At 38.4% G+C, this 23630-nt stretch carries 20 protein-coding genes; 4 read left to right on the forward strand and 16 right to left on the reverse strand.

What is annotated here, in order from left to right; translation table 11 throughout:
* Nucleotides 1-175 precede the first annotated feature (175 nt).
* The 3 genes from ppdK to FGK96_RS08990 are packed head-to-tail and all read right to left on the reverse strand — an operon-like array spanning nucleotide 176 to nucleotide 4293.
* Nucleotides 176-2821, reverse strand: a complete 2646-nt coding sequence (gene ppdK / locus FGK96_RS08980; protein WP_138083223.1) for a pyruvate, phosphate dikinase — start codon at nucleotides 2819-2821, stop codon at nucleotides 176-178.
* A gap of 23 nt (nucleotides 2822-2844) precedes the next feature.
* Nucleotides 2845-3651 (reverse strand): pyruvate, water dikinase regulatory protein, encoded by an 807-nt coding sequence (locus FGK96_RS08985; RefSeq protein WP_138083225.1) that lies wholly within the window; start codon nucleotides 3649-3651, stop codon nucleotides 2845-2847.
* 12 nt (nucleotides 3652-3663) lie between these two features.
* Complete coding sequence (locus FGK96_RS08990; protein WP_138083227.1) at nucleotides 3664-4293, reverse strand: helix-turn-helix transcriptional regulator; 630 nt, start codon at nucleotides 4291-4293, stop codon at nucleotides 3664-3666.
* A gap of 180 nt (nucleotides 4294-4473) precedes the next feature.
* Between FGK96_RS08990 and FGK96_RS08995 the strand changes: the two genes are divergently transcribed.
* Nucleotides 4474-5436 carry a 3-hydroxyacyl-CoA dehydrogenase gene (locus FGK96_RS08995; protein ID WP_138083229.1) on the forward strand — a complete coding sequence of 321 codons (963 nt, stop codon included), beginning with the start codon at nucleotides 4474-4476 and terminating at the stop codon, nucleotides 5434-5436.
* Nucleotides 5437-5534: 98 nt separating this feature from the next.
* Here FGK96_RS08995 and FGK96_RS09000 read toward each other — a convergent pair whose 3' ends face one another.
* Nucleotides 5535-5834, reverse strand: coding sequence for a rhodanese-like domain-containing protein (locus FGK96_RS09000; protein ID WP_138083528.1), 300 nt, complete (start codon nucleotides 5832-5834; stop codon nucleotides 5535-5537).
* Between the two features lie 406 nt (nucleotides 5835-6240).
* Between FGK96_RS09000 and FGK96_RS09005 the strand changes: the two genes are divergently transcribed.
* Nucleotides 6241-6429, forward strand: coding sequence for a metal-sensing transcriptional repressor (locus tag FGK96_RS09005; protein WP_232045837.1), 189 nt, complete (start codon nucleotides 6241-6243; stop codon nucleotides 6427-6429).
* Between the two features lie 33 nt (nucleotides 6430-6462).
* Here FGK96_RS09005 and FGK96_RS09010 read toward each other — a convergent pair whose 3' ends face one another.
* The 3 genes from FGK96_RS09010 to FGK96_RS09020 form a co-directional block, all read right to left on the reverse strand.
* Complete coding sequence (locus tag FGK96_RS09010; RefSeq protein WP_138083233.1) at nucleotides 6463-7011, reverse strand: cysteine hydrolase family protein; 549 nt, start codon at nucleotides 7009-7011, stop codon at nucleotides 6463-6465.
* Between the two features lie 4 nt (nucleotides 7012-7015).
* Nucleotides 7016-7798, reverse strand: coding sequence for a GTP-sensing pleiotropic transcriptional regulator CodY (gene codY / locus FGK96_RS09015; RefSeq protein WP_007892088.1), 783 nt, complete (start codon nucleotides 7796-7798; stop codon nucleotides 7016-7018).
* Between the two features lie 192 nt (nucleotides 7799-7990).
* Nucleotides 7991-9205: a pyridoxal phosphate-dependent aminotransferase gene (locus tag FGK96_RS09020; RefSeq protein WP_138083235.1), complete on the reverse strand. Its 1215-nt coding sequence runs from the start codon at nucleotides 9203-9205 to the stop codon at nucleotides 7991-7993.
* 198 nt (nucleotides 9206-9403) lie between these two features.
* Here FGK96_RS09020 and FGK96_RS09025 point away from each other — a divergent pair, with 198 nt between their 5' ends.
* Complete coding sequence (locus tag FGK96_RS09025) at nucleotides 9404-9856, forward strand: universal stress protein (protein WP_003085578.1); 453 nt, start codon at nucleotides 9404-9406, stop codon at nucleotides 9854-9856.
* 26 nt (nucleotides 9857-9882) lie between these two features.
* On the opposite strand, the gene FGK96_RS09030 is transcribed toward FGK96_RS09025, so the two are convergent.
* On the reverse strand, nucleotides 9883-11280 hold the full coding sequence (locus FGK96_RS09030) for a Cof-type HAD-IIB family hydrolase (protein WP_138083237.1): 1398 nt from the start codon (nucleotides 11278-11280) through the stop codon (nucleotides 9883-9885).
* A 69-nt stretch (nucleotides 11281-11349) separates the two neighbouring features.
* Here FGK96_RS09030 and FGK96_RS09035 point away from each other — a divergent pair, with 69 nt between their 5' ends.
* The gene (locus FGK96_RS09035) at nucleotides 11350-12312 is read left to right on the forward strand and encodes an asparaginase (RefSeq protein ID WP_138083239.1); all 963 of its coding nucleotides are present in this window, start codon (nucleotides 11350-11352) and stop codon (nucleotides 12310-12312) included.
* A 45-nt stretch (nucleotides 12313-12357) separates the two neighbouring features.
* Here FGK96_RS09035 and FGK96_RS09040 read toward each other — a convergent pair whose 3' ends face one another.
* From FGK96_RS09040 to FGK96_RS09075, 8 genes are all read right to left on the reverse strand, one after another.
* Nucleotides 12358-13275 (reverse strand): aldo/keto reductase, encoded by a 918-nt coding sequence (locus FGK96_RS09040; protein ID WP_138083241.1) that lies wholly within the window; start codon nucleotides 13273-13275, stop codon nucleotides 12358-12360.
* An 89-nt stretch (nucleotides 13276-13364) separates the two neighbouring features.
* Nucleotides 13365-15380, reverse strand: coding sequence for an ATP-dependent DNA helicase RecG (gene recG / locus FGK96_RS09045; protein WP_138083242.1), 2016 nt, complete (start codon nucleotides 15378-15380; stop codon nucleotides 13365-13367).
* Nucleotides 15381-15447: 67 nt separating this feature from the next.
* Entirely contained in the window at nucleotides 15448-16554 is a 1107-nt protein-coding gene (gene alr / locus FGK96_RS09050; protein ID WP_138083243.1) for an alanine racemase, read from the reverse strand.
* Nucleotides 16554-16907 carry a holo-ACP synthase gene (gene acpS / locus FGK96_RS09055; protein WP_138083244.1) on the reverse strand — a complete coding sequence of 118 codons (354 nt, stop codon included), beginning with the start codon at nucleotides 16905-16907 and terminating at the stop codon, nucleotides 16554-16556. The genes alr and acpS overlap by 1 nt, the downstream gene beginning before the upstream one ends.
* A 110-nt stretch (nucleotides 16908-17017) precedes the next feature.
* A complete protein-coding gene (gene secA / locus FGK96_RS09060) occupies nucleotides 17018-19552 on the reverse strand; it encodes a preprotein translocase subunit SecA (RefSeq protein ID WP_138083245.1) in 2535 nt (844 codons plus the stop codon).
* Nucleotides 19553-19695: 143 nt separating this feature from the next.
* Nucleotides 19696-20646 carry a mannose-6-phosphate isomerase, class I gene (manA, locus tag FGK96_RS09065; RefSeq protein WP_138083246.1) on the reverse strand — a complete coding sequence of 317 codons (951 nt, stop codon included), beginning with the start codon at nucleotides 20644-20646 and terminating at the stop codon, nucleotides 19696-19698.
* Between the two features lie 112 nt (nucleotides 20647-20758).
* Nucleotides 20759-21643, reverse strand: coding sequence for a fructokinase ScrK (gene scrK / locus FGK96_RS09070; protein ID WP_138083247.1), 885 nt, complete (start codon nucleotides 21641-21643; stop codon nucleotides 20759-20761).
* A gap of 117 nt (nucleotides 21644-21760) precedes the next feature.
* Nucleotides 21761-23626 (reverse strand): sucrose-specific PTS transporter subunit IIBC, encoded by a 1866-nt coding sequence (locus FGK96_RS09075; RefSeq protein ID WP_138083248.1) that lies wholly within the window; start codon nucleotides 23624-23626, stop codon nucleotides 21761-21763.
* Nucleotides 23627-23630 lie beyond the last annotated feature (4 nt).

Here is a 23630-nt window from a genome sequence, read left to right on the forward strand (position 1 = left end):
TACATAGTCTTATTCATTATATCACAATTGTCACCTATTCAGCTAGCGTACTAATCTTCATTTCTTAACAAAAAAAGTGAATCTAACAAAAGACAAATGTCCTCCACTAGACTCACGCACTCTCTTTTTACAGCTCTTATCTACCCCTGTTTTAATAATAACTACCTATCAAAACTTATTTGTCACGACTAAAACTATTTCCTGACCGGTTAATCTTAGCCTGAGCTACTGCTAATTTAGCAATTGGTATTCTAAAGGGCGAGCAAGAAACATAGTTTAAATCTTGTTGGTAACAGAAACCGACTGTCGCTGCTTCACCACCGTGTTCCCCACAAATCCCCATTTTTAAATCACTCTTAGTTTGACGACCGAGTTTAACAGCCATCTCTAATAATCGGCCTATACCTTTTTGATCTAATACTTGGAAAGGGTCTTTATCAAGGATTCCCTTCTCACTGTATTCGCCTAAAAACTTACCTGCATCATCACGAGAAAAACCAAACCCCATTTGTGTTAAATCATTAGTTCCAAAACTAAAGAAATCTGCTTCTTGAGCAATCTCATCAGCAGTGACGCAAGCACGCGGAATTTCAATCATCGTCCCTATGCTATATGACATGCTTATTCCTGCCTCTTCCAGTTCTTGATCCACCGTCTCTGCAATTAATTTGCGAAGAATCCGTAATTCATCAACAATACTAACCAATGGGATCATAATTTCTGGAGCTACATGATAACCTTCTTGGATAGCCTGAATAGCCCCTTGAGTAATAGCACGTACCTGCATCTTATAGATTTCTGGATAGGTGATCGCCAAGCGGCAACCCCGATGTCCCAACATCGGATTAAATTCTGATAAGTCGCGAATCCGCTTTTCAAGCAAATTAACATTTAAGCCAAGCTGATTAGCAAGACTAGTAATAGAAGAAATATCTTGCGGTAAAAATTCATGTAGAGGCGGATCCAGTAAGCGAATGGTACCTGACTTGCCATCTAGCGCTTTAAAGAGTTCATAAAAATCTCTACGTTGATGCGGTAATAATTTTGCTAAAGCTTTTTCACGATCTTTCAAATTGTCAGCCACAATCATTTCACGGACAAGTTGAATGCGCTCTTCATCAAAGAACATGTGCTCAGTCCGACATAACCCAATACCTTCTGCGCCAAATTCCAAAGCCTTTCGGGCATCGCGCGGATTATCAGCATTAGACCGTACTTTCATGTCACGTTCCTCATCTACCCAAGACATGAACATTTGAAAATCACTATCAAGGTTTGTAGCCACCATGGGGATTTGACCAATATAAACAGCCCCTGTTCCGCCGTCAATTGATAAGAACTCCCCTTCTTTAATAGTTATTTGTCCTATTGTTATTTCTTTGCATGCTTCGTCAACCAAAAGCTGACTACAACCTGCAACACAGGGTTTCCCCATCCCACGCGCAACTACGGCTGCGTGCGATGTCATGCCACCTCGAGCTGTGATAATCCCCTTGGCAGAAACCATACCTTCAATATCTTCCGGAGACGTTTCTTGTCTGACAAGAAGGACATCTTTACCTGCTTTAGCTTCTCTAACAGCGTCATCGGCATGGAAATATACCCGTCCACAAGCTGCACCTGGTGACGCTGGTAATCCGTTTGTAAGGCACTCAGCTTTTTGCACTTCATCAGAATCAAATGTAGGGTGCAAAACTTGTTCAAGTTGGTGAGGTTCAATACGCATAATAGCAACTTTTTTACTAATTAATCCTTCTCTAACCTGATCAACAGCAATCTTAATCGCAGCCTTTGCTGTACGCTTACCATTTCGAGTTTGTAACATGAAGAGTTTGCCTTTTTCGATTGTAAATTCAACATCTTGCATATCTTGATAATGTTTTTCAAGTAGCTGTGTTGTCTTTAAGAGTTCTTGGTAAATATTAGGCATATCCGCTTTTAACCTATCAATACTTTGAGGGGTCCGAATACCAGCTACAACATCTTCTCCTTGAGCATTAATCAAATATTCACCAAATAACTTGTTTTCTCCAGTTGATGGGTTACGCGTGAAAGCAACTCCTGTTCCGCTGTTTTCACCCATATTACCAAAGACCATTGCTTGTATATTAACAGCTGTTCCCAAACTTTGTGAGATATCATTTAATCGCCTATAGACTTTAGCACGTGGATTATTCCAAGATTTAAAAACAGCTTCAATGGCTAATACTAATTGTTCTTTGGGCTGTTGTGGGAAAGCTTCTCCGGTTTCATCTAAATAAATTTGCTTGTATGCGGTTACAATTTCTTGTAAGTCCTGACTGCTTAATTCGGTATCATTTTGGATACCTTTTTCTTCTTTTGCTCGCTCTAAGACCGCATCAAATTTATATTTTGAAATACCAATAGCAACATCTGCAAACATTTGGATAAAGCGACGATAAGAATCGTAAGCAAAACGCTCGTTCTGAGTTACAGCGATTAAACCTTTTACACTAGTATCATTAAGTCCCAGATTAAGAATGGTGTCCATCATTCCTGGCATCGAAAAAACAGCACCCGAACGAACAGATACCAAAAGGGGATCTTGGTCACTCCCAAGGCCTTTTCCTTGTTCTTTTTCTAAAGTCACTAAAGCTTGGTCAATCTCTTGTAAAATTTCTGAACGGATTAGTTCCCCACTATTATAATAATCATTACATGCTTCTGTCGTAATGGTAAAGCCTTGAGGCACAGGTAAGCCAATCCCGGTCATTTCTGCCAAATTAGCCCCTTTACCACCTAACAAAGATTTCATATCTTTATGACCTTCCGAAAAAGGATACACAAACTTTCCTCTCATGTTTTCCTCCAATTTAAAACCTATTATTTTTCCAATATCTCCAAAATGATAGTTGCTGTTTCTTCAATCGCTTTGTCAGAAACATCAATGATTGGACATTTTAATTGACGCATAAGCTTTTCTGCATAGCGCGTTTCTTCATAAATACGGTCACAATTTGCATAAGAAATTGAACTAGTGATTCCCATTGATTTCAGTCGTTCTTTTCGAACCTGGCTCAGGCGCTCTACGGAATTGGTCAACCCAATAATTTTCTTAGGATCAATCTCATAAATTTCCTTCGGTATTGGCACCTCTGGAATCAAGGGAATATTAACAACCTTGACGTGTTTATCGGCAAGAAACATGCTTAAAGGTGTTTTTGATGTCCGAGAGATTCCTAAAAGAACTAAATCTGCTAATAAAATACCTCGCGGATCTTTACCATCATCATATTTCACAGCGAACTCAATAGCTTCAACACGTCTAAAATATTCTCGATCCAGTTTCCTTAAAAGCCCTGGTTGACCTAGAGGTGCCAATCCAGAAATTTTTGACATAGCTTTAATAACATTGGATAAGAGGTCAACATAGACAAAATTTTCCTTTTCTGAACGTTGCTGAGCGTAATTAGCAAGGTTATCATCCACTAAACTAAACATAAGGCAAACATTTTTTGTTTTAGCTTTTTCAAAAACCTCATCTAAAAGCTCCTTAGTATTTATATAAGGGAAACGTTCAAACTGCCAATTTTCATGTTGAGGGAATTGTTGCATACAGGCATTAGCAATAGCTCTAGCAGTTTCTCCTAAGGAGTCAGAAATAATATAGAGTGATAATTGGTCGTCCATAGTGTCTCCTTCTTACTCTTTTAGCTCTAAAAAGAGTTTTGTGATGATCGTCTTAGAAAACTTCCCGACTACAAGGGCTTTTCCATTCTCTACCAAACGAATAACTGGTAGACTGTCAACTTGCCTTTGAACTAATTTTTCGGTGGCTTCAAAAACAAAGTCAGACTCCAGAACAGTTGCAATATTTGGTACGCGAGTCATTATCATGCCTATCGGAATATTGGATAAATCCCCACCACCAATACTCGCTTTGAGTAAATCTTTGCGCGAAACCACGCCACAAAGAAAACCATCATCATCTAGAATAAAAGCACAACCTGCATCCTCCATAAAAATTTTGACAATCACCTCATATACTGAATCTGCCTGATGTGACGTTAAAGGTATCCCCATAATATCGGATACTTTCGTATCTTTAAAATGGTAATATTCGTTTTTCTGATTCTCCAATCCTACATAAAAGTATCCGACCTTCGGTTTAGCATCCAATAGTCCTAGCATGGTTAAAACAACCAAGTCTGATCGGAGAGCTGCACGCGTTACATGCAATAGGTCAGCAATTTTTTCACCTGTAATAGGTTGGTTTTGCTGAACAATCTGACTAATCTCTTCTTGTCTTTTAGTTAGTTGAATAATACCCACCACCTTCTTAAATATGATATACTATTTATTATATAGTGTATTATAATACTTCGTTTTTCAAAATTCAAGTTTAAAATTGAAAAAAGAACTTTATTTGTATCTACTATTTGCTTGTGATTTTCACTTTTATCTGATAGAATGCTTTTGTAAACGTTTACAAAAATATTTGGAGGTGTTTTTATGATAATTAAACGAGTTACAGTCGCCGGTAGTGGTGTTTTAGGCAGCCAAATTGCTTTCCAAACAGCCTATAAAGGGTTTGAAGTGACCATCTATGATATTGATGAGCAGGCTATAGAGCGTGGTAAAGCAAAGATTAAACATCTTGCTTCTCTATATAAAGATGAAATATTGGTCGCTAAAAACAATTACAGTGAAAAAGTTGAGAATCTTTCCTATAATAAAAATCTACTCCCTAAATTGGATGACGTCTTTCTAGAAAAAGTAAATCAATCACTTGAATTAGTTGAGGAACTCCCTCGTAAGATTCACTTCTCAACAGATTTAGCAAAAGCTGTCGAAGAGGCTGACCTTGTGATTGAAGCTGTTCCTGAACAAGTCAAGATAAAAAAAGAATTTTATCAAAAACTAAGTCACCTTGCTCCTAAAAAAACTATTTTTACAACTAACTCCTCCACACTACTGCCAAGCGAATTTGCACAAGCGACTGGCCGTCCTGAACAGTTCATTGCGCTTCACTTTGCTAATAATATCTGGCAAAATAACATTGTTGAAATTATGGGACATGAGCATACTAGTTCCGAAACACATCAAACAGCCTTAGCGTTTGCCCAACAAATTGGCATGGTTCCTTTAGAACTCAAGCAGGAACAGCCAGGTTATGTTTTAAACTCAATACTTGTTCCTTTTTTAGAATCCGCTCTAACACTTTACTATAAGAAAGTTGCCGATTCAAAAACCATTGACCAAGCATGGAAATTAGGTACTGGAGCACCTTATGGTCCTTTGGAAATTCTAGACATCATCGGTATCGAAACAGCCTATAACATCCTCAAAAATTATGCTGATACTACTGAAAACCCAGACAGTTTGCACGCTCATTTAGCAAAAATGTTAAAAGAAGAATTCATTGATAAGGGTTATCTTGGTAAAGTCGCAGGTCATGGTTTTTACCCCTATTGATTGAAAACCAGCAGGATATCTTCAAAAATCAATTCGAAATCACCATATCAGCTTAACAAATTAAAAAGCTATCTATTTCATTTGAAATAGATAGCTTTTTAATTTTCTAGTGGCCATAGCCAGGCAACTGTACCACCTTCAACATTAACAACATGATAACCCTTGATTGCCAAGAATTCACAAGCTCTTTGAGAGCGATGACCAGATTGACAAATAATATGAAGAGTCTTATCTTTTGAAAGGGACTGGTAATAGTCACCCAATTGACTTAAGGGGAAATTGACAGCACTTGGAACATGGCCTAAAGCAAATTCTTCTTTCTCTCTCACATCAATCAGTTCAATCGATCCTACTGCTAATTGATCTGCTAGCGCCTTAATACTTTCAGTTTTCATCATCATCCGTCCTTTTTAAGTCATAATTTTCATAAAGAGCACAAGCTTTATCTAAATTTAAAAATGTCAAGATTAAGCTGCTTAATAATATAATGGTTTAAACATACTCAAAAGTTTTAAACCACTAGTCTAGACAACCGCCTTTAGAAGGAGATTCCATAGACAACTGGCCATTCCTAAAACTTCACCAAAGCAATCAGAAGAAACAGCCACTGAAATACCCGATACCGTATTTCTATAATAACATCTATCCTATAATCATTTAACCAAAGCACTTTAGAAAGAATTGACAAAGGCTACTTCACCACGTATAATGGCTAGAGAAGCGAGGTGTATATGAGGTCCGAGAAAAAAAGACATTATTAATAGATTGAAACGTACAGAGGGACAACTTCGAGGCGTCCAAAAAATGATTGAAGATGAGAAAACGTGTTTTGAAATTATTACCCAGCTAACTGCTATCAGATCTAGTATCAACAGTACCATGGGAGTTATCATTGGGAATAGAATCACTCAGGTTATCGAAAATCCAGTAGATAATCCTGAAGTTCAGGAAGAGCGCATCAACCAAGCAATCAATTTAATTATCAAAAAATAAAGACATGAGTTGCATCATGTCTTTATTTTTATTCTATATTATCTTAGCTCCTAGGACATGTTCAAAATGTTCTAGTGCCCAGACTTTACTTTCCTCTGTTAGACTAGCCACTGCCAAAGATGGAATCACAATCCGATAACCTAAATTATAGGCATCAATGGCAGTATGTAAGACGCAAATATCTGCCAAAACTCCAGTTAGAATCAACGTATCGACCTTCCGTTCGCGCAGCCGAATGTCCAAATCCGTACCTGAGAATGCAGAATAATGCCTCTTATCTAACCAAAATACTTTTGAATCAGCCTTAATTTCTTGATAATAGGACCCCAGCAAACCATAGAGGTCCCGTCCATTTGTTCCCTTAAGATTATGTGGCGGAAAGAGCTTACTTTCAGGATGAAAAGGGTCCGCTGCATCATGGCAATCAATAGCGAAGAAAACATAGTTTCCCTCTTCAAAAGCCCTCTTAGTGACCTGAAAGATTCCTTCTGAAATAGCTTGTGCTGCTTTTCCTGCGGTTAATTTACCATCATCAGCTACAAAATCGTAAGTGTAATCAATTGAAATTAAAGCCTTTGTCATTATTTTAGATTTCCTTTAGTTTTTCGAAGATACCTTCATTAATAACCTTAAGATAAGTACCCTTCATTCCTAAAGAACGGCTTTCAATAATACCCGCGCTCTCCAATTTACGCAGTGCATTAACAATTACTGAACGTGTGATACCAATACGATCAGCAATCACTGAAGCTGTTAAGCGGCCTTCATTTCCATCTAATTCTCCTAAAATAGCAGCCACAGCTTTCATTTCTGAATATGACAAAGTATTCATCGCCATATTAACAGCAGTCTGTTTACGAATTGTCTCCTCCAAATTTTCAGTTTGGAGATTCAATAACTGAATACCTACTACGGTACTAGAAATTTCAATCAAAATCAAGTCATCGTCATTAAATTTCTTATCATTACGCCAAATAATTAATGAACCCAAACGCATACCACCACCGTAAATTGGGGCAATAGTCGTTAAACCCTCTGGATAAGTCTCCTTAGATTCAATAGGGAAGATGGTTAATTCATTATCAATTGGCAAGTTAGCCTCAGTGTCATAAACTCTGCTAGCCGCTTTAACATATGACTCTGGGAATTGCTGAGCTTCAAAAAATTCCTCAACACGATCATTGTTTGTCTTGTACTTCATAGCGTATCCCAAAAGGGTACCACCACCATTTATAATACAAGCATTGCAGTCAATAATATCCGCTAATCGGGAAGCCATGATATTATATGGTAATTCAGCATCAAGACTATCTACAGAACGTTGAAGAATTGAAGTAATTTTACGAGTTTTTTCTAATAAGTTGGGCATAAGTCACCTATTTCTTTTGATATATTTCGTCTCAATTATACCAAAGGGTCTTAGTTTTAGCAAGAAATTATCAGAAAATTTTTTATTATTTCTACAATTCTTGTATCAACTTACTTCTTGCCGATTTCTCTCATTACTAACATTTGAAGTAATTAGTGATTAAACCATAATAAAGCCAATATGAGAATTGAATTAGCGTTTGTACTGTTGTAAAACTCGTGTAATTTTAGATTGAACATCTGCTAACTCTTCCACTCGAGGAAGATAAACAATTCGAAAATGATCAGGCTCTTTCCAATTAAAGCCACGACCATGTACTAACATAACCTTCTCTTGCTTTAGTAAATCCAAAACAAATTGTTCGTCATCATCAATCCGATACATTTGACGATCAATTTTTGGGAAAATGTAAAGTCCAGCTTTAGGTTTGACAGCGGAAAGTCCCGGAATACTATTTATGGCTTCATACATGAAATTACGTTGCTCATAAATACGTCCACCAGGCAATAACAATTCATCTACTGATTGATGACCACCCAGAGAAGTTTGAACCACTTGTTGAGCCAAAACGTTTGAACAAAGACGCATGTTGGCTAACATATTAATACCTTCAATATAGCCCCGAACATGTTCTTTAGGCCCCGAAAGCACCATCCACCCAACACGAAAACCCGCAATTCGGTGAGACTTGGACAAGCCGTTCATCGAAACACAGAAAACATCTGGAGCTAAGCTAGCGATGGCAACATGTTCTCCTCCATCCATCACTAATCGATCATAAATCTCATCAGCGAAAATAATCAATTGATATTCACGCGCAATAGCAACAATTTCTTCCAAAAGTTCTTTAGGATAGAGTGAGCCTGTCGGGTTATTAGGGTTAATAACGACGATAGCTTTAGTTCGATCTGTAATTTTTGATTTTATATCATCTATGTCAGGGTACCAATCAGCTTCCTCATCACAGATATAATGACGAGCATGACCACCTGCAAGGCTGACACAAGCTGTCCAAAGTGGATAGTCAGGCATCGGGACTAAGACTTCATCTCCGTTGTCTAGTAGAGCTTGTAAAGACATGGAGATTAATTCAGAAACCCCATTTCCTAAATAAATATCGTTAATATCAACATCTGGAAAATGTTTCAATTGACAATATTGCATAATAGCCTTACGAGCAGAAAAAATGCCTCGACTATCAGAATAACCTTCACTGTCTCGCGCATTCATAATTAAATCACGGATGACTTCATCAGGGGCTTCAAAACCAAAAGCAGCTGGGTTTCCAGTATTTAAGCGCAGAATTTTTTCGCCATTAGCCATCATCCGTTCTGCTTCTTCTAAAACCGGTCCACGAATATCATAAGCAACATGTTCTAATTTTGATGATTTCTCAAAAATTTTCATAACTTCTACCTCGTACCTAACATTATAACAAAAAGCAAAAAAATAAAAAGAAATTACCAAGGATTTTAATGTGAAAAATGATGCTAAAACTATTTCTGAAAAAAACATTAACCGCTTTCAAATCTTCCTTAAATAAGGTATAATAGGGTAAGAGTAGATAGAAAACAGTAATCATGCAATAAAAAGGAGGTCTTCTACATGATCCAAAAATATGAACACATTTTAGTTGCCGTTGATGGTTCTTTCGAGTCTGAACTTGCCTTCAATAAAGGTGTAAATGTTGCTTTACGAAATCAAGCTGAGTTAATCCTCGCTCACGTTATTGATACCCGAGCCTTACAAAGCGTTGCTACTTTCGACACTTACATCTATGATAAGTTAGAACAAGAAGCAAAAGAAGTACTTGTTGATCTAGAAAAACAAGCCCGCGAGCGTGGAGTGACTAACGTTAAACAAGTCATTGAATTTGGCAATCCTAAAAACCTATTAGCACATGACATTCCCGACCGAGAAAAAGTTGACCTCATCATGGTTGGTGCAACTGGTTTAAATACCTTTGAGCGACTCTTGGTTGGCTCTTCTTCTGAGTACATTATGCGTCACGCTAAAGTCGATTTATTAGTGGTCAGAGATAACAATAAAACCTTATAAAATAAAGCTTAAGTAGATCTAACTACTTAAGCTTTTTCTTTTTCTAAGCGCTGTAAAGATTTTTGTAACTGTTTATCTAGCTCTTTTTTAATTGATTTTTCCGGTGCATATTGCTCTTCCCAATTATCAGGCTTCAAAATTTTATGTGTTACTGGATCAAAATGGGCCTTTCCATCAGGGAATATTTTGCCCATGTTAGATTCATGAACCGTTTCAAAAATGGGTTGTGGGTCTACTCCCATCAAAACAAAAGACCCATAAGTAAAGTAAAGCAAATCCGTTAAGGCATCTACTTGCCCAACAAGTGGTGACTCACTACTATTCTTAGATTGTACTTTAATAGCAGCTTTATCAATTGCCGAGTGCATATCCATCAACGCTTGTGTGAATTTATTCTTGTCGCCTTGGATTGTTGCATAGACAAATTCTACTAACTCTTCAATTTTGAAGTCTGCACGGTGGCTAGCCTCTTTTAATGTGTAGCCCTTCGGCGTTTCAATAGTATCACCATCCATCAGGCGGTGGAAATCTTTAACTTTATTAAAGTTATCATCACGACTTTTAAAGCTTTTTTCAACGTCAAAATGAATGAGTCCATAATGTGCGAGAGCTTTTGAAATACCTCCATTGTTATTAGATGCTGTCACAAAGCTAGCACCTGCTTTTAAGAGGTCATCAGCATTCCCCATGGCGACGCCTACACCAACCCCATTCAGCATTTCAATGTCATTATCAGAATCTCCAAAAGCCATAACTTCTGATAATTCAAAGCCAAACATCTCTCCAAGACGCTCAATTCCTTTAATCTTAGACTGATCTACAGAGATTAAATCAATTGAATATGGACTACTTCTTGTGATTTTGACATGAGGAAACTTTTCCTTAATCTCAGTCGTTTCTTGGGCAGAAGCCACCATAACAATTTGATAAATTGGCTCCCTCATAATTGTTACTAAATTATTAAAACTCTGCGGCTTCACACGTCGGATTAGATTTTTAAAACTACTCTCAACCGTTGTTACCATACCTCTTGGAACAATACTGGAGACCACTTGTCCAAATTGACTTGTTCCCATGTCAATGATGCGTGAACCAGCTAATCCGGAAGCTGTCCCTAGCGAGACTTCTTTTTTCTTGTCACTAGCATATCGAATCACACGATAAATGAGGGATTTTGGTAATTGGTTTTGATAGAGAATCTTATCCCTGGTCAAGATATATTGACCATTATACGTGACCGCAAAATCAAGGCCAAAGTTTTCTAAAAAAGGTTGCACAAAACCAGGCCCCCTGCTAGTTGCTAGGCCCACCATTATACCTTGTTTTTTTAAACTTTGAATGGCTTGTTGTGTTGTTTTTTGAACATTTTTTCGGTCATTTAAAAGGGTACCATCAATGTCAAAAAAGACTGCTTTAATTGTCAAAACCTTTTTTACTCACTTCTATTATGATAGAATAGATTATAACATATTTCGAAGGAAGAATGACAAATAATGAAACAAATTCTAGTATTGCACACTGGAGGAACAATTTCCATGCAAGCCGATGCGAGCGGAAATATTTCTCCAAATCAAATCAACCCCATGACTCAGGTTGGATTAGAGTTAGAAAACATTCAATTAACAGTCATTGACTTCTTCAATTTACCCAGTCCCCATATTACTCCCAAGCATATGTTGGCACTTTATCACAAGATTAAAGAAGAAGCTGATAACTATGATGGTATCGTTATTACACACGGTACGGATACCCTAGAAGAAACAGCTTATTTCTTAGATACTATGGCACTCCCCGATATCCCAGTTATCATTACCGGTGCCATGCGAAGTTCAAACGAAGTTGGAAGTGATGGCATCTATAATTATTTAACAGCGCTTCGAGTAGCCAGCCATGATAAAGCAAGAGGTAAAGGGGTTCTTGTTGTCATGAATGATGAAATACATGCTGCAAAATATGTAACCAAAACCCATACCACAAATATCTCTACTTTTCAAACACCTACTCATGGCCCCCTGGGAATTATCATGAAACAAGATTTACTTTTTTTCAAAACAGCAGAGCTCCGCGTCCGATTTGACTTACAAACCATTACAGGCACTGTTCCTATTATTAAAGCCTATGCAGGGATGGGAGATGGAAGTATTCTGAGTTTATTAAGTCCCAATAATATCCAAGGTCTTGTCATTGAAGCTCTTGGCGCTGGTAATATCCCCCCACACGCTGCACCCGAACTTGAAAAGCTGATCACTTTGGGAATCCCTGTAGTTCTCGTTTCTCGTTGCTTTAACGGAATTGCAGAACCTGTTTACGCCTATCAAGGAGGAGGTGCCCTGCTACAAAATGCTGGAGTCATGTTTGTCAAAGAGTTGAACGCACCCAAAGCACGCCTCAAACTTTTAATTGCCCTTAATGCTGGTCTAAAAGGCCAAGCTTTAAAAGATTATATTGAAGGATAAAACAAGCTAAAGACCTAGCTAGTGGCAACTAGCTAGGCCTTTTTATTACGGAAGTGAATTGCCTGCGCTTCTGTAGATATCATACCACTCTGCACGAGAGAGGTTGACAGAATGAGCCTGAGCAATTTTTCTTAGACGATCAGGATTCATGGAACCAACAATAACTTGCATTTGGGCAGGATGACGTAAAATCCATGCAATAACGATAGCTTCTGCACTAACCCTATACTGATCCGCTAAATTTGCTATTGTTTCATTTAATTCTTGATAATCTGGATTGTCCGTAAAGAGACCTTTATCCAAATCAATCTGAAATGGTGACCAAACTTGAATAGTCACTTTATTTAGGCGACAATACTCAACCACACCGTTATCTCGGTCAATACCTGCTTGATTACGCATATTAACATTTAAAGCTGAATCAAACATAGGTGTGTGGGCTGGTGACAGCTGCATTTGATTAACTGTAAGCTTTTGATCCATATAAGCTTGTAGTAATTCCATTTGGTAGCGATTTTGGTTACTAACACCAAAATATCTAACTTTTCCATCTTTTTCTAATTGCGTGAAAGCTTCTGCAACTTCTTCAGGTTCAACTAACACATCTGGTCGATGAAGAACTAAAAAATCTAAGTAGTCTGTTTCTAAACGTTGTAAGATACCCTCTACCGATGCAATGATATGGTCTTTTGAAAAATCAAAGTAGTTTTTACGAATACCACATTTTGATTGTAAAAGGTAGGCATCACGGGATATTCCTAAATTCTTGGCTGCCTGGGCAAAGCGAATTTCAGATTCTCCATTTCCATAAATGTCAGCATGATCAATAAAAGAAATTCCTTCATCTAAGGCAGTTCTGATGGTTTCTTCAGCTTGGTTTACCTCTAAAGCTGCCATCCGCATACAACCCAAGGCAATACGCGATCCTTCCACATTGGTTGCACCTATTATTTGTTTTGCCATCCGTTTCTCCTTTTGTCCTTGTTTCCTTAGTATTGTATCATTTTTCGTTATTGATTTCTGATATTAGACAGACTTTTAAGTTTTTAACTCTAGTCAAAAGAGTTCTTTTGATTAAGATTCTTAACAATTTTTTGCCATCTCTGATCAGTTTGCCAGTCGGATTGACTAGCTATTTCACTTGCCACACGACGTGCTTCCTCAAGAATTGGATAGTCTTCTAGCAAATCTGCTGTTTTAAATTCTGGAATACCCGATTGTCTAGTACCAAAGATTTCACCAGAACCACGCATTTTCAAATCGGCCTCTGCAAGAATAAAACCATCATTAGTCTCAGTCATGATACGCATGCGTTCCCTACCCGTTTCTGTTTTGGGGTTAGCTACCAATAGGGCATAGGACTGTTTATAACCCCGTCCTACCCTTCCTCTTAACTGATGTAATTGACTCAATCCAAAACGGTCTGCATCCATGATAAGCATAATTGTTGCATTTGGCACATTGACACCAACTTCAATAACCGTTGTTGAAACTAATAAATCAATTTCTTGATTTTTAAAGGCTTGCATAATAGCATCTTTATCTTCATTTTTCATTTTACCATGCATCAGGGCAATTCTTGCATCACCTTGAAAGTAGTTTTTCAACTCTTGTTCCAAAGCGACAGCATTTTTTAAATCTAATGCCTCTGACTCTTCAATCAAGGGGGAAATCACATAAACTTGGGCACCTTTAGCAATTTCCTGACGCATCCAAGTTAGAACATCATCGAGCTGTTGATGCTTAACCCACCGTGTCACAATGGGTTTACGCCCTGCTGGTAATTGATCAATTATGGAGACATCCATTTCACCATAAGCTGTGATGGCTAGGGTCCTTGGGATTGGTGTTGCTGTCATCATGAGAACATCAGGATTTTCACCTTTTTCGCGGAAGATACGTCGCTGTTTAACTCCAAATCGATGCTGTTCATCAGTAATCACTAAACCAAGTTTGTGGTACTCAACAGCATCCTGAATTAGAGCGTGGGTTCCCACAATCATATCGACCGATCCATCTGCAATAGCTGTCAAGGCGCTTCGTTTAGCTGCTGCTTTCATACCAGATTTCAGAATGGCAATTGATAGGTCTGGAAAAAGACTTGTCAAACTCTGATAATGTTGCTCTGCTAAGATTTCCGTTGGTACCATGAGTGCAGACTGATAGCCAGCTGAGTAGGTCGCGTACATGGCTAAGCTTGCAATGACTGTTTTACCTGAACCAACATCTCCTTGTAAAAGACGGTTCATGTGTTGCCCACTAGCCATATCTTTCAGAATTTCTCCTAAACTTTTTAGTTGTGCCCCTGTTAATGAAAATGGTAAGCTTGCAATAACTTGTTCTAAAGCTCTTTGGTCATAAGCTATCGCTAACCCAGAAGTTGCTGATTTATTAGCATGCTTAAGCACTTGTAACTGCATCTGAAAATAGAAGAGTTCTTCAAACTTAATACGACGAAGAGCCTGGCGGTATTCTGATAAATCCGCTGGAAAATGCATCGCCCGAATTGCTTCTTGTCTTCCCATTAACCGATATTTTTGAACCAAAAGTTCAGGAATATTTTCTTCTATTTCTGACAATAGATTAGTATCAAAGGCTGATTTGATAGCTTTGATTAAAGCTGCTTGGCTAACGCCTTGTGCCACATGGTAGACCGGTTGTAAATCATCTTCAAGACTCATCAAAAATTTCATACCTGTTAAACTCGTCTTTTTTTGATCCCATTTACCAAAAATAGCTACTTCCTTATCTAATTCAATTTTATCAGCTAAATAAGGTTGATTAAAAAAATTAATAGCTATTACCAAGTCATCTTGTTTGATTTTGAAGCTTAAACGGTTGCGTTTAAAGCCATAATACTGAACTGTTGCAGGTGTTACAACTCTCCCATTTAGTACAGCCTTTTCTCCATCTTGCAAATCAAAAACAGATTTACTCTTAAAATCTTCATAGCGAAAAGGATAGTAAAGCAATAACTCTTCAATCGTAAAAATATTTAATTTTTGAAATTTTTCAGCTGATTTGGGGCCAAAACCTTTCAACTCCGAAAGCGGCGAATGTAAATGCATAGTTGTACCTTCTATTTTAGTCAAAAAACTCTTGTAACCATTATACAAGAGTTTCATCTTTATTTCACTACTGATACTTTCTGGGAATACGATCGCTTAAGAGACAGAGAACTTCGTAGTTAATAGTTCCCTTTTTTACGGCTAAATCTGTCGCTGTAATCTCCTGATCACCACTTGTTCCGATTAAGGTCACTAACTTACCAATTTCATAATTTTTTGGTAATCTGACCATAATTTGGTCCATTGATACCCTTCCTATGATTTGACAAAATTGACCATCAATCAGTACCTCAAAGCCTTGTAGATCTCTAGTCCAGCCATCTGCGTAACCAATAGGAATAGTACCGACAATTTCAGTATCAGTGGCCGTATAGGTAGCTCCATAGCCAACAGTATCTCCGGCATGAATCTCTTTAACATGGACCAAACGCGATTTCAAGGATAAGGCTGGCTTCAAAGGGTAAGGTAGCTTAAGTTCACAGCCACTTGGGTTTAACCCATAGATAGCAATCCCTAGTCGAACCGCATTAAAAATAGTGTCACTGTGCCAAAGACTTGTTGCTGAATTACTAGCATGAACCAACGCAGGTTTATAAGCCAAATGACTAACTAAGTCTGTAAAGAAGTTTAATTGTGATTCAAATTTTCTAGTATCTGCTTCATCAGCTGTAGCAAAATGAGTGAAAATCCCATCAACAATAACTTTAGCTTGGCGTAAATGAGCAATTAACTGATCTGCTTCAGCTAAGCTACGGACACCAATTCTCCCCATACCAGAGTCAACCTTGACATGAACATGCAAGTTAGTCAGGTCACCACCAAGAAACGCTTGGGCATCATCCAACCATTCTTGACTAGCCACTGTTATGGTTACTTGATTTTCAATTGCTAAAAGCAAATCATCAGCTAATACTACACCTAAGACCAAAATTTCTTTGCTGATGCCTGCCTGTCTTAGTTCTAAAGCTTCATCTAAGTTAGAGACGCAATAAGCATCAACTTCTTTATCAATAGCTTTGGAAACTTCTACCGCCCCGTGTCCGTAAGCATTTGCTTTAACCACTGCATAGATTTTTGTGCCTTTAGGGATATGACCTTGCACCGCTTCAATATTATTCTGAATAGCTTTTAAATCAACAGTTGCCACTGTCGGACGATGTATACTTGAGATCATTACTCTTCCTCCAATATCACACTTGCCTGTACAAAATCCCCACTATGAGAAATACTTAAAAAACTCCGTCCTCTAAAGGGCGATTGGCTAAAGTAAGGCTTTCCTTTCTCATCTGAAGCCACTTCTATATCTTGGAAACTTAGTTTTCCAATTCCCGATCCCATAGCTTTAGAAAAAGCTTCCTTGGCCGACCAGCGCCCAGCTAAGTAGCTTATGCGTCTTTTACTATTATAAGTCTCAAAAATTGTGAGTTCCCTTGGGGTTAAAACCCTCTGAGCAAATCTAGGATTACGCTGGTAAGCCCGTTCAATAGCTGAAATTTCTTGCAAATCAATACCGTGTCCAATAATCATTTTCTTACCTTAATTGATCATTAATTTTATCTTACTAGATTGTAAAAGTCTATGAAGCCAAGCCCTAAGCTTAGCTTCATCACTATTATCAAAAAAATCTAGGGTTGACATTAGCTATTAAAAGCTTTGCGACCATGACAATTTTTAAATTTCTTACCACAACCACATGGACATGGATCATTGCGTTTAACATGTGTAAAATCCTGAGCAGAATCAGTCATGCTATTTGCAGATTGAGCAGAAATATTTTGAGCTGCAGTTGTAGTTGCATACTGACTTGCACGTTCTCTTTCTTGTTCATGGATTTGTGCTTTCATCATAGTCCGCATCACATCAAACTCAATAGCACCAATCATATCCTGGAACATTTTGAAGCCTTCAGCTTGGTATTCCACAACTGGATTATTTTGAGCGTAACCACGCAAGCCAACAGAGTTACGTAGTTGATCTAGAGCATCAATATGTTCTGTCCACTTGTTATCAACAATCATCAACAGCAAGACTTTTTGAAATTCTAAAACAGCTTCTTGAGTGTGTAACTTAGCTATCTGACTATCATAGATATCAAGGGCACGCTCATACAGTAATTCTTTAATCTGATCATCTTTTAATTGACGAAGGTCTTTAGCAAAAATAGAGTCTTCTGGTACAATATTTGTTCGTGCAAAAGCGACAATGGCATCAATGGCATCCTTACGATTGCTGCGTGTATGTGCTTCAACTGTTCGTTTGATTGTCCGCTTAATCATAGCCTTAATTTCAGGCCCTAAATCACGGTTCGCTGTAATCACATCGCGGCGGTTAGCATAAATGATTTCACGTTGTTCACGCATGACATCATCATATTGAAGAACTTGCTTACGAGTATCATAGTTGTTTCCTTCAACACGTTTTTGAGCAGATTCAACTTGTCGTGCCAACATTCGTGACTTAATAACAGCATCATCTTCTTCTACGCGCATTCTATCCAAGAATGCTTTGATTCGATCTGAGCCAAAACGCCTCATCAAATCATCTTCTAAGGATAAGTAGAACTGTGATTCTCCCGGGTCTCCCTGACGACCAGAACGCCCACGTAACTGGTTATCAATACGACGGCTTTCATGGCGTTCTGTACCAACTACACAAAGTCCGCCTAATTCACGAACACCCTCTCCAAGTTTGATATCTGTACCACGACCAGCCATATTGGTTGCAATAGTAACAGCACCGCGTTGTCCAGCGTTCATGATAATTTGAGCTTCCTTGAAGTGGTTTTTAGCATTCAACACTTCATGAGGAACGCCAGCAGCGACCAGCTGTTTTGAAATGTAATCACTAGTTTCAACAGCTACAGTCCCAACTAAAACGGGTTGCCCTTTTTCATGGCGAGCCTTAACATCGGCAATAACCGCCTTAAATTTTGATTCTAAAGTTGGATAAAGAAGGTCGGTATGATCCAAACGTGCAACAGGTTTGTTGGTTGGGATTGGGATGATTCGCATGTTATAAACTTCGCGGAATTCCTCTTCTTCTGTCTTGGCAGTCCCTGTCATCCCTGCAAGTTTCTTGTACATACGAAACATGTTTTGATAAGTGATTGAAGCGCTGGTTTTAGACTCTTCTTGGATACGAACACCTTCTTTAGCCTCGATAGCTTGGTGTAAACCGTCTGAGAAGCGACGACCTTCCATGGTCCGACCCGTAAATTGGTCAACAATCAGAATTTCACCATCTTCACTAACTACATAGTCAATATCAAGTAGCATAATGTAATTAGCGCGAAGTGCATTATCAATAAAGTGGGTTAAAGCAACATTTTCAATATCGTAAAGGTTATCTAAGTTGAAGTAAGATTCCGCTTTATCAATTCCTGAATCGCTAAGACCAATTGTTTTTGTTGGTACATCAATAATGTAGTCATCAGCATTAAGAGTTTTGACAAACATGTCAGCGCGCACGTATAATTGGTTAGTTTCTGAGCTAACGGCACCTGAAACAATCAAAGGGGTTCTAGCTTCGTCAATCAGTACAGAGTCAACCTCATCAACTAGAGCATAGTTCAATGGACGCTGAACCATATCCTCTTGACGTACAACCATGTTATCACGAAGGTAATCAAACCCAACTTCTGAGTTGGTTGAATAAGTAATATCACAAAGATATGCTTCACGTTTTTCAGCCGGAGATTTAGCTGCTAAATTAATCCCTACAGAGAGACCAAGCCAACTATAAACCTCACCCATTTCAGTAGCATCACGGGTCGATAGATACTCATTAACAGTGATAACGTGTACACCTTCACCAGCGATAGCATTTAAGTAAACCGGCATCGTTGCTGTCAATGTTTTACCTTCACCCGTACGCATTTCGGGAACATCTCCATTATGAAGAACAATCCCCCCCATAATCTGTACACGGTAAGGATATAAACCTAGAACACGTCTAGCAGCTTCACGTACAACTGCAAAAGCCTCTGGTAACAATTGTTCAAGGGTTTCCCCATTCTGATAACGTTCTTTAAATTCTGGTGTTTTTGCTTGTAAATCTTGGTCAGATAGTGCTTCCATCTGATCTGCGTAAGATTCAACTTTCTTTGCAATTTTTTCTAATTTTCTTAGTTCGCCTTTGTCATTTTCAATGACTTTGCGTAGAATATTGGCCATTCTAATTCCTTTCGATCATCTTATCAGTTCATTTTAACATAATTAAGGAACTAGTACAAGAAAACCCAATAAAGGAAAAGAGAAAAGGAGCTAGCTTGCTATCCCCTTTCTCTCGTTAGTTTTTCTATGATAATGTCTAATAATTATAAAGCATTGGGATGACTAACAATCATCTCTAGTTGTCCTTCAAAAGTCCACTTTTTAACATCGTCAGGCAAGATAAAGTGCATTCCTTTTTTGACATCATATGCTTCTGCACCTACTGACAATTGCCCTTGTCCTTCTAAAACACTAACAAGTAAATATGGAGCTGTCTGTCGCATGTCTACTAGACCATCAATTACCCATTTGTAGACTGTAAAAAAGGGGTTAGAAACTAAGGTGCTCGTCACGATATGGTCTAAGACAAGAGTGGCAGGAACGCTATTTTTCGGCTTACCAATTGTCAAGACATCAACCGACTGTTTTATATGTAAGTCACGCAATTTGCCCTTGGTATCTCTACGGTCAAAATCATAAACCCGATAAGTAGTATCACTGGACTGTTGTGTTTCAAGAATCATAATTCCTTTACCAATAGCATGCATGGTACCACTTGGGACATAGAAGAAGTCGCCAGCTTCAACGGGAATTCTTGTCAACAAACGTTCCCAATCGCCAGCTTCAATCATAGTTTCCAATTCTTCTTTACTTTTAGCATTATGACCATAGATGATTTCAGAACCAGGTTCAGCGGAAATAATATACCAACATTCTGTTTTTCCAAGTTCCCCCTCATGCTCCATGGCATAGGTATCATCAGGATGCACTTGAACACTCAACCAATCATTCGCATCTAAAATTTTCGTCAATAGCGGAAAAACTTTTTCTTTTGGGTTCCCGAAATAAGCAGGGTTCTCCCTAAAAACGCGATCAAGTTTTTGACCTGCAAATCGCCCATTGATAATCGTTGAAACTCCATTTGGATGGGCTGAGATAGCCCAATATTCACCTGTTGTTTCAGTAGGAATATCATAATTAAAAATATCTCTTAATTTTGTTCCACCCCAAATTTTATCGTGCATACAAGATTTCAGGAAAAATGGTTCTGACATAAACTTCCTCTTTCATTTGAATAATAGATAGGTTCATTATACCATTTTCCTCCTTTATATGACACTATCAGCCAAATGGTCTACAACGCTACTTTCGCCTATGTCACAAACCTTATGATTTACCCGAAACCTTTTTTGCTAAAGCAAAATTTCCAAGTGTAGCGGACCCATTATTTGCAACAGCCGGTGTGACAATATACGTTTTCAAATTCGGCACTGGTAGATATCCATTTAAGAGGACTTCAAAGTGGTGGTGTACTCGTTCAAGCATATGATTTTGTACCATCACACCGCCACCAAAAACGATAACTTCTGGACGATAGAGCATGCTTGCTTGTACAGCAGCTTGAGCAATATAGAAAGCCTGAATATCCCAAACAGGTGAGTCAAGCGGCAACCGTTCCCCCTTGACTCCTGTTCTCACCTCTAGACTTGGACCTGATGCCAAGCCTTCCAAACATCCCTGGTGAAATGGACAAATCCCTGTAAAGCCTTTTTTAAGATCTGAGGAATGAAGTTTCACGTAGGTATGCCCTGCTTCAGTATGCCCTAGACCTCCAATCAATTGACCTCTTTGAATAGTCCCAGCACCAATACCAGTACCAACGGTATAATAAACAAGGCTATTAATGTTAGGCCTAGCTATCATTTCCCCATAGGCAGAGCTATTAACGTCAGTTGTAAAGAAAATAGGAACTGACAAAGCTTTTGTAAACTTACTAACTAAATCAACATGTGACCAACCTTCTTTTGGAGTATTAGTAATATAGCCATAAGTAGGTGATTTTTGATTATTGTCGATGGGGCCAAAAGAACCAATTCCTAGACCAAGCAACTGATTACGATATGATTCAAAAAAAGTGATGCAATTAGCAATTGTTTCTTCAGCACTTGTTGTCGGAAATTGAGCTTGGTTGATAATTTTAAATTGATCATTACCTACAGCACAGACAAATTTAGTACCGCCTGCTTCAATGCTTCCATATAAATCTGTCATTTTTTCTCCTTTTTCAAAACAATTTTTCACATTGACTAGCGAAAGCTATAAGGCTGTCCTAGCCAACTTTAAGCTTTCTCTTTTTTATCCCAAAAAGGTTAGACTATGCTAACCATTTTACTGAGCAACGAAAAGTTCTTGACCATGAGAAAGGTCAGTACCCTCGACAATAGTGACTTCTTTATAATCAGAAGTGTTTGTAAGAACAACCATGGTTACATCTTCCAAACCAGCCGCTTTAATTTTAGCAGAATCAAAACGAGCCAATAAGTCCCCTTTTTTAACATTTTGGCCAACTGACACTAATGGTTCAAAAGCAAGGCCCGCCATTGAAACAGTATCAATTCCAATATGGATCAATACTTCAGCACCCATAGTTGATTTGATAGCGAAAGCATGACCTGTTTCAAAAACGACCTCCACTCGCCCATTAAGCGGTGCATATAAGTGATTCCCACTTGGTTTGATGGCTACGCCTTTGCCCATAACGCCTGAAGCAAAGACAGGGTCACTAACTTGGTCAAGTGCTAAAAGTTGACCATCAAGTGGTGAAAAAATAATTTCTCTATTTTTCTTAGCATTACTACTAATTTCGTTTGTTTCAACCTTGCTAGCTATCACTTCACTGGCTTCGTCCTCAAAGCCAAAAAGATAGGTTAAAGTGAAACCAGCAACAAAGGAGACAAAAACCATTAAAAGGTATGGCAAGAGTTGACCATTTAGGTATAGCAAGGTCCCAGGGATAATCGTAATTCCAAAGCCAGTTCCTGCCAAACCAAGCAATGATGCTGTAGCGCCACCAATAGCACCAGCAATCAAGGAAAGAAAGAAGGGTTTACGGTAACGCAAATTAACTCCAAAAATAGCTGGCTCAGTAATACCTAGAAAAGCTGATAAAGCTGCTGGGAAAGCTAAGGCTTTTAGTTTTGGATCTTTTGTTTTCATACCTACAGCAACTGTTGCTGCACCTTGTGCAGTCATGGCAGCTGTGATAATAGCATTAAAAGGGTTTGCCCCATTGTGGGCAATCAATTGTGATTCCAACAAATTAAAGATATGGTGAACACCCGAAACCACAATGACTTGATGAATACCACCAATCAGTAGGCCAGGTAATCCAAATGGTAATGCGAGAATAGTATCTGTAGCTAATAAGATATAGTTTTCAACAACGTGGAATACTGGACCAATAACGAATAAGCCAAGAATTGACATCACTAGCAAAGTTACAAATGGCGTTACCAAAAGATCAAGTACTTCTGGAACATAGCGACGGACTAATTTTTCAAATTTCGCACCGATTATACCAATGATAAATGCTGGTAAAACAGAACCTTGTAAGCCTACAACTGGAATAAAACCAAAGAAAATAGTCGGTTTAACATCCCCAGCTGAAGCAACAGCCCATGCATTGGGAAGAGAACCAGAAATCAACATAAAACCGAGGACGATACCAATAACCGGATTACCTCCAAACACTCGAAATGTCGACCAAACAACCAACGCTGGGAGCGCAATGAAGGCGGTATCAGTTAAAATTTTGGAATAGACATTTAAGTCTTCTGGAAGAGTAATACCTAGTGCACCAAGCAAGCCTCGGAGTCCCATGAAAAGTCCAGTTGCTACAATAGCTGGGATAATAGGTACAAAAACATCGCCAAAGGTACGAATTGATCGTTGAAACCAATTCCCTTGTTTTGCCACTTCGCTTTTCATTTCAGATTTAGTGGAAGTAGGTAGGCCCAAAGCTACCACCTGATCATAGATCTTATTAACAGTCCCAGTCCCAAAAATCATTTGGTATTGTCCTGAATTAAAGAAAGCACCTTTCACTTTCTCAATATTTTCAGCCTTTTCTTTATCAATCTTTGATTCATCAACAACCATAACTCTTAACCGTGTAGCACAATGCGCAACACTTTTAATGTTTTCGCGTCCACCTAAAGCCTCGATGACTTGCTTTGCAATTTCTCTATTGTCCATCTTT

Source organism: Streptococcus porcinus (assembly GCF_901542335.1).
Lineage (GTDB): Bacteria > Bacillota > Bacilli > Lactobacillales > Streptococcaceae > Streptococcus > Streptococcus porcinus_A.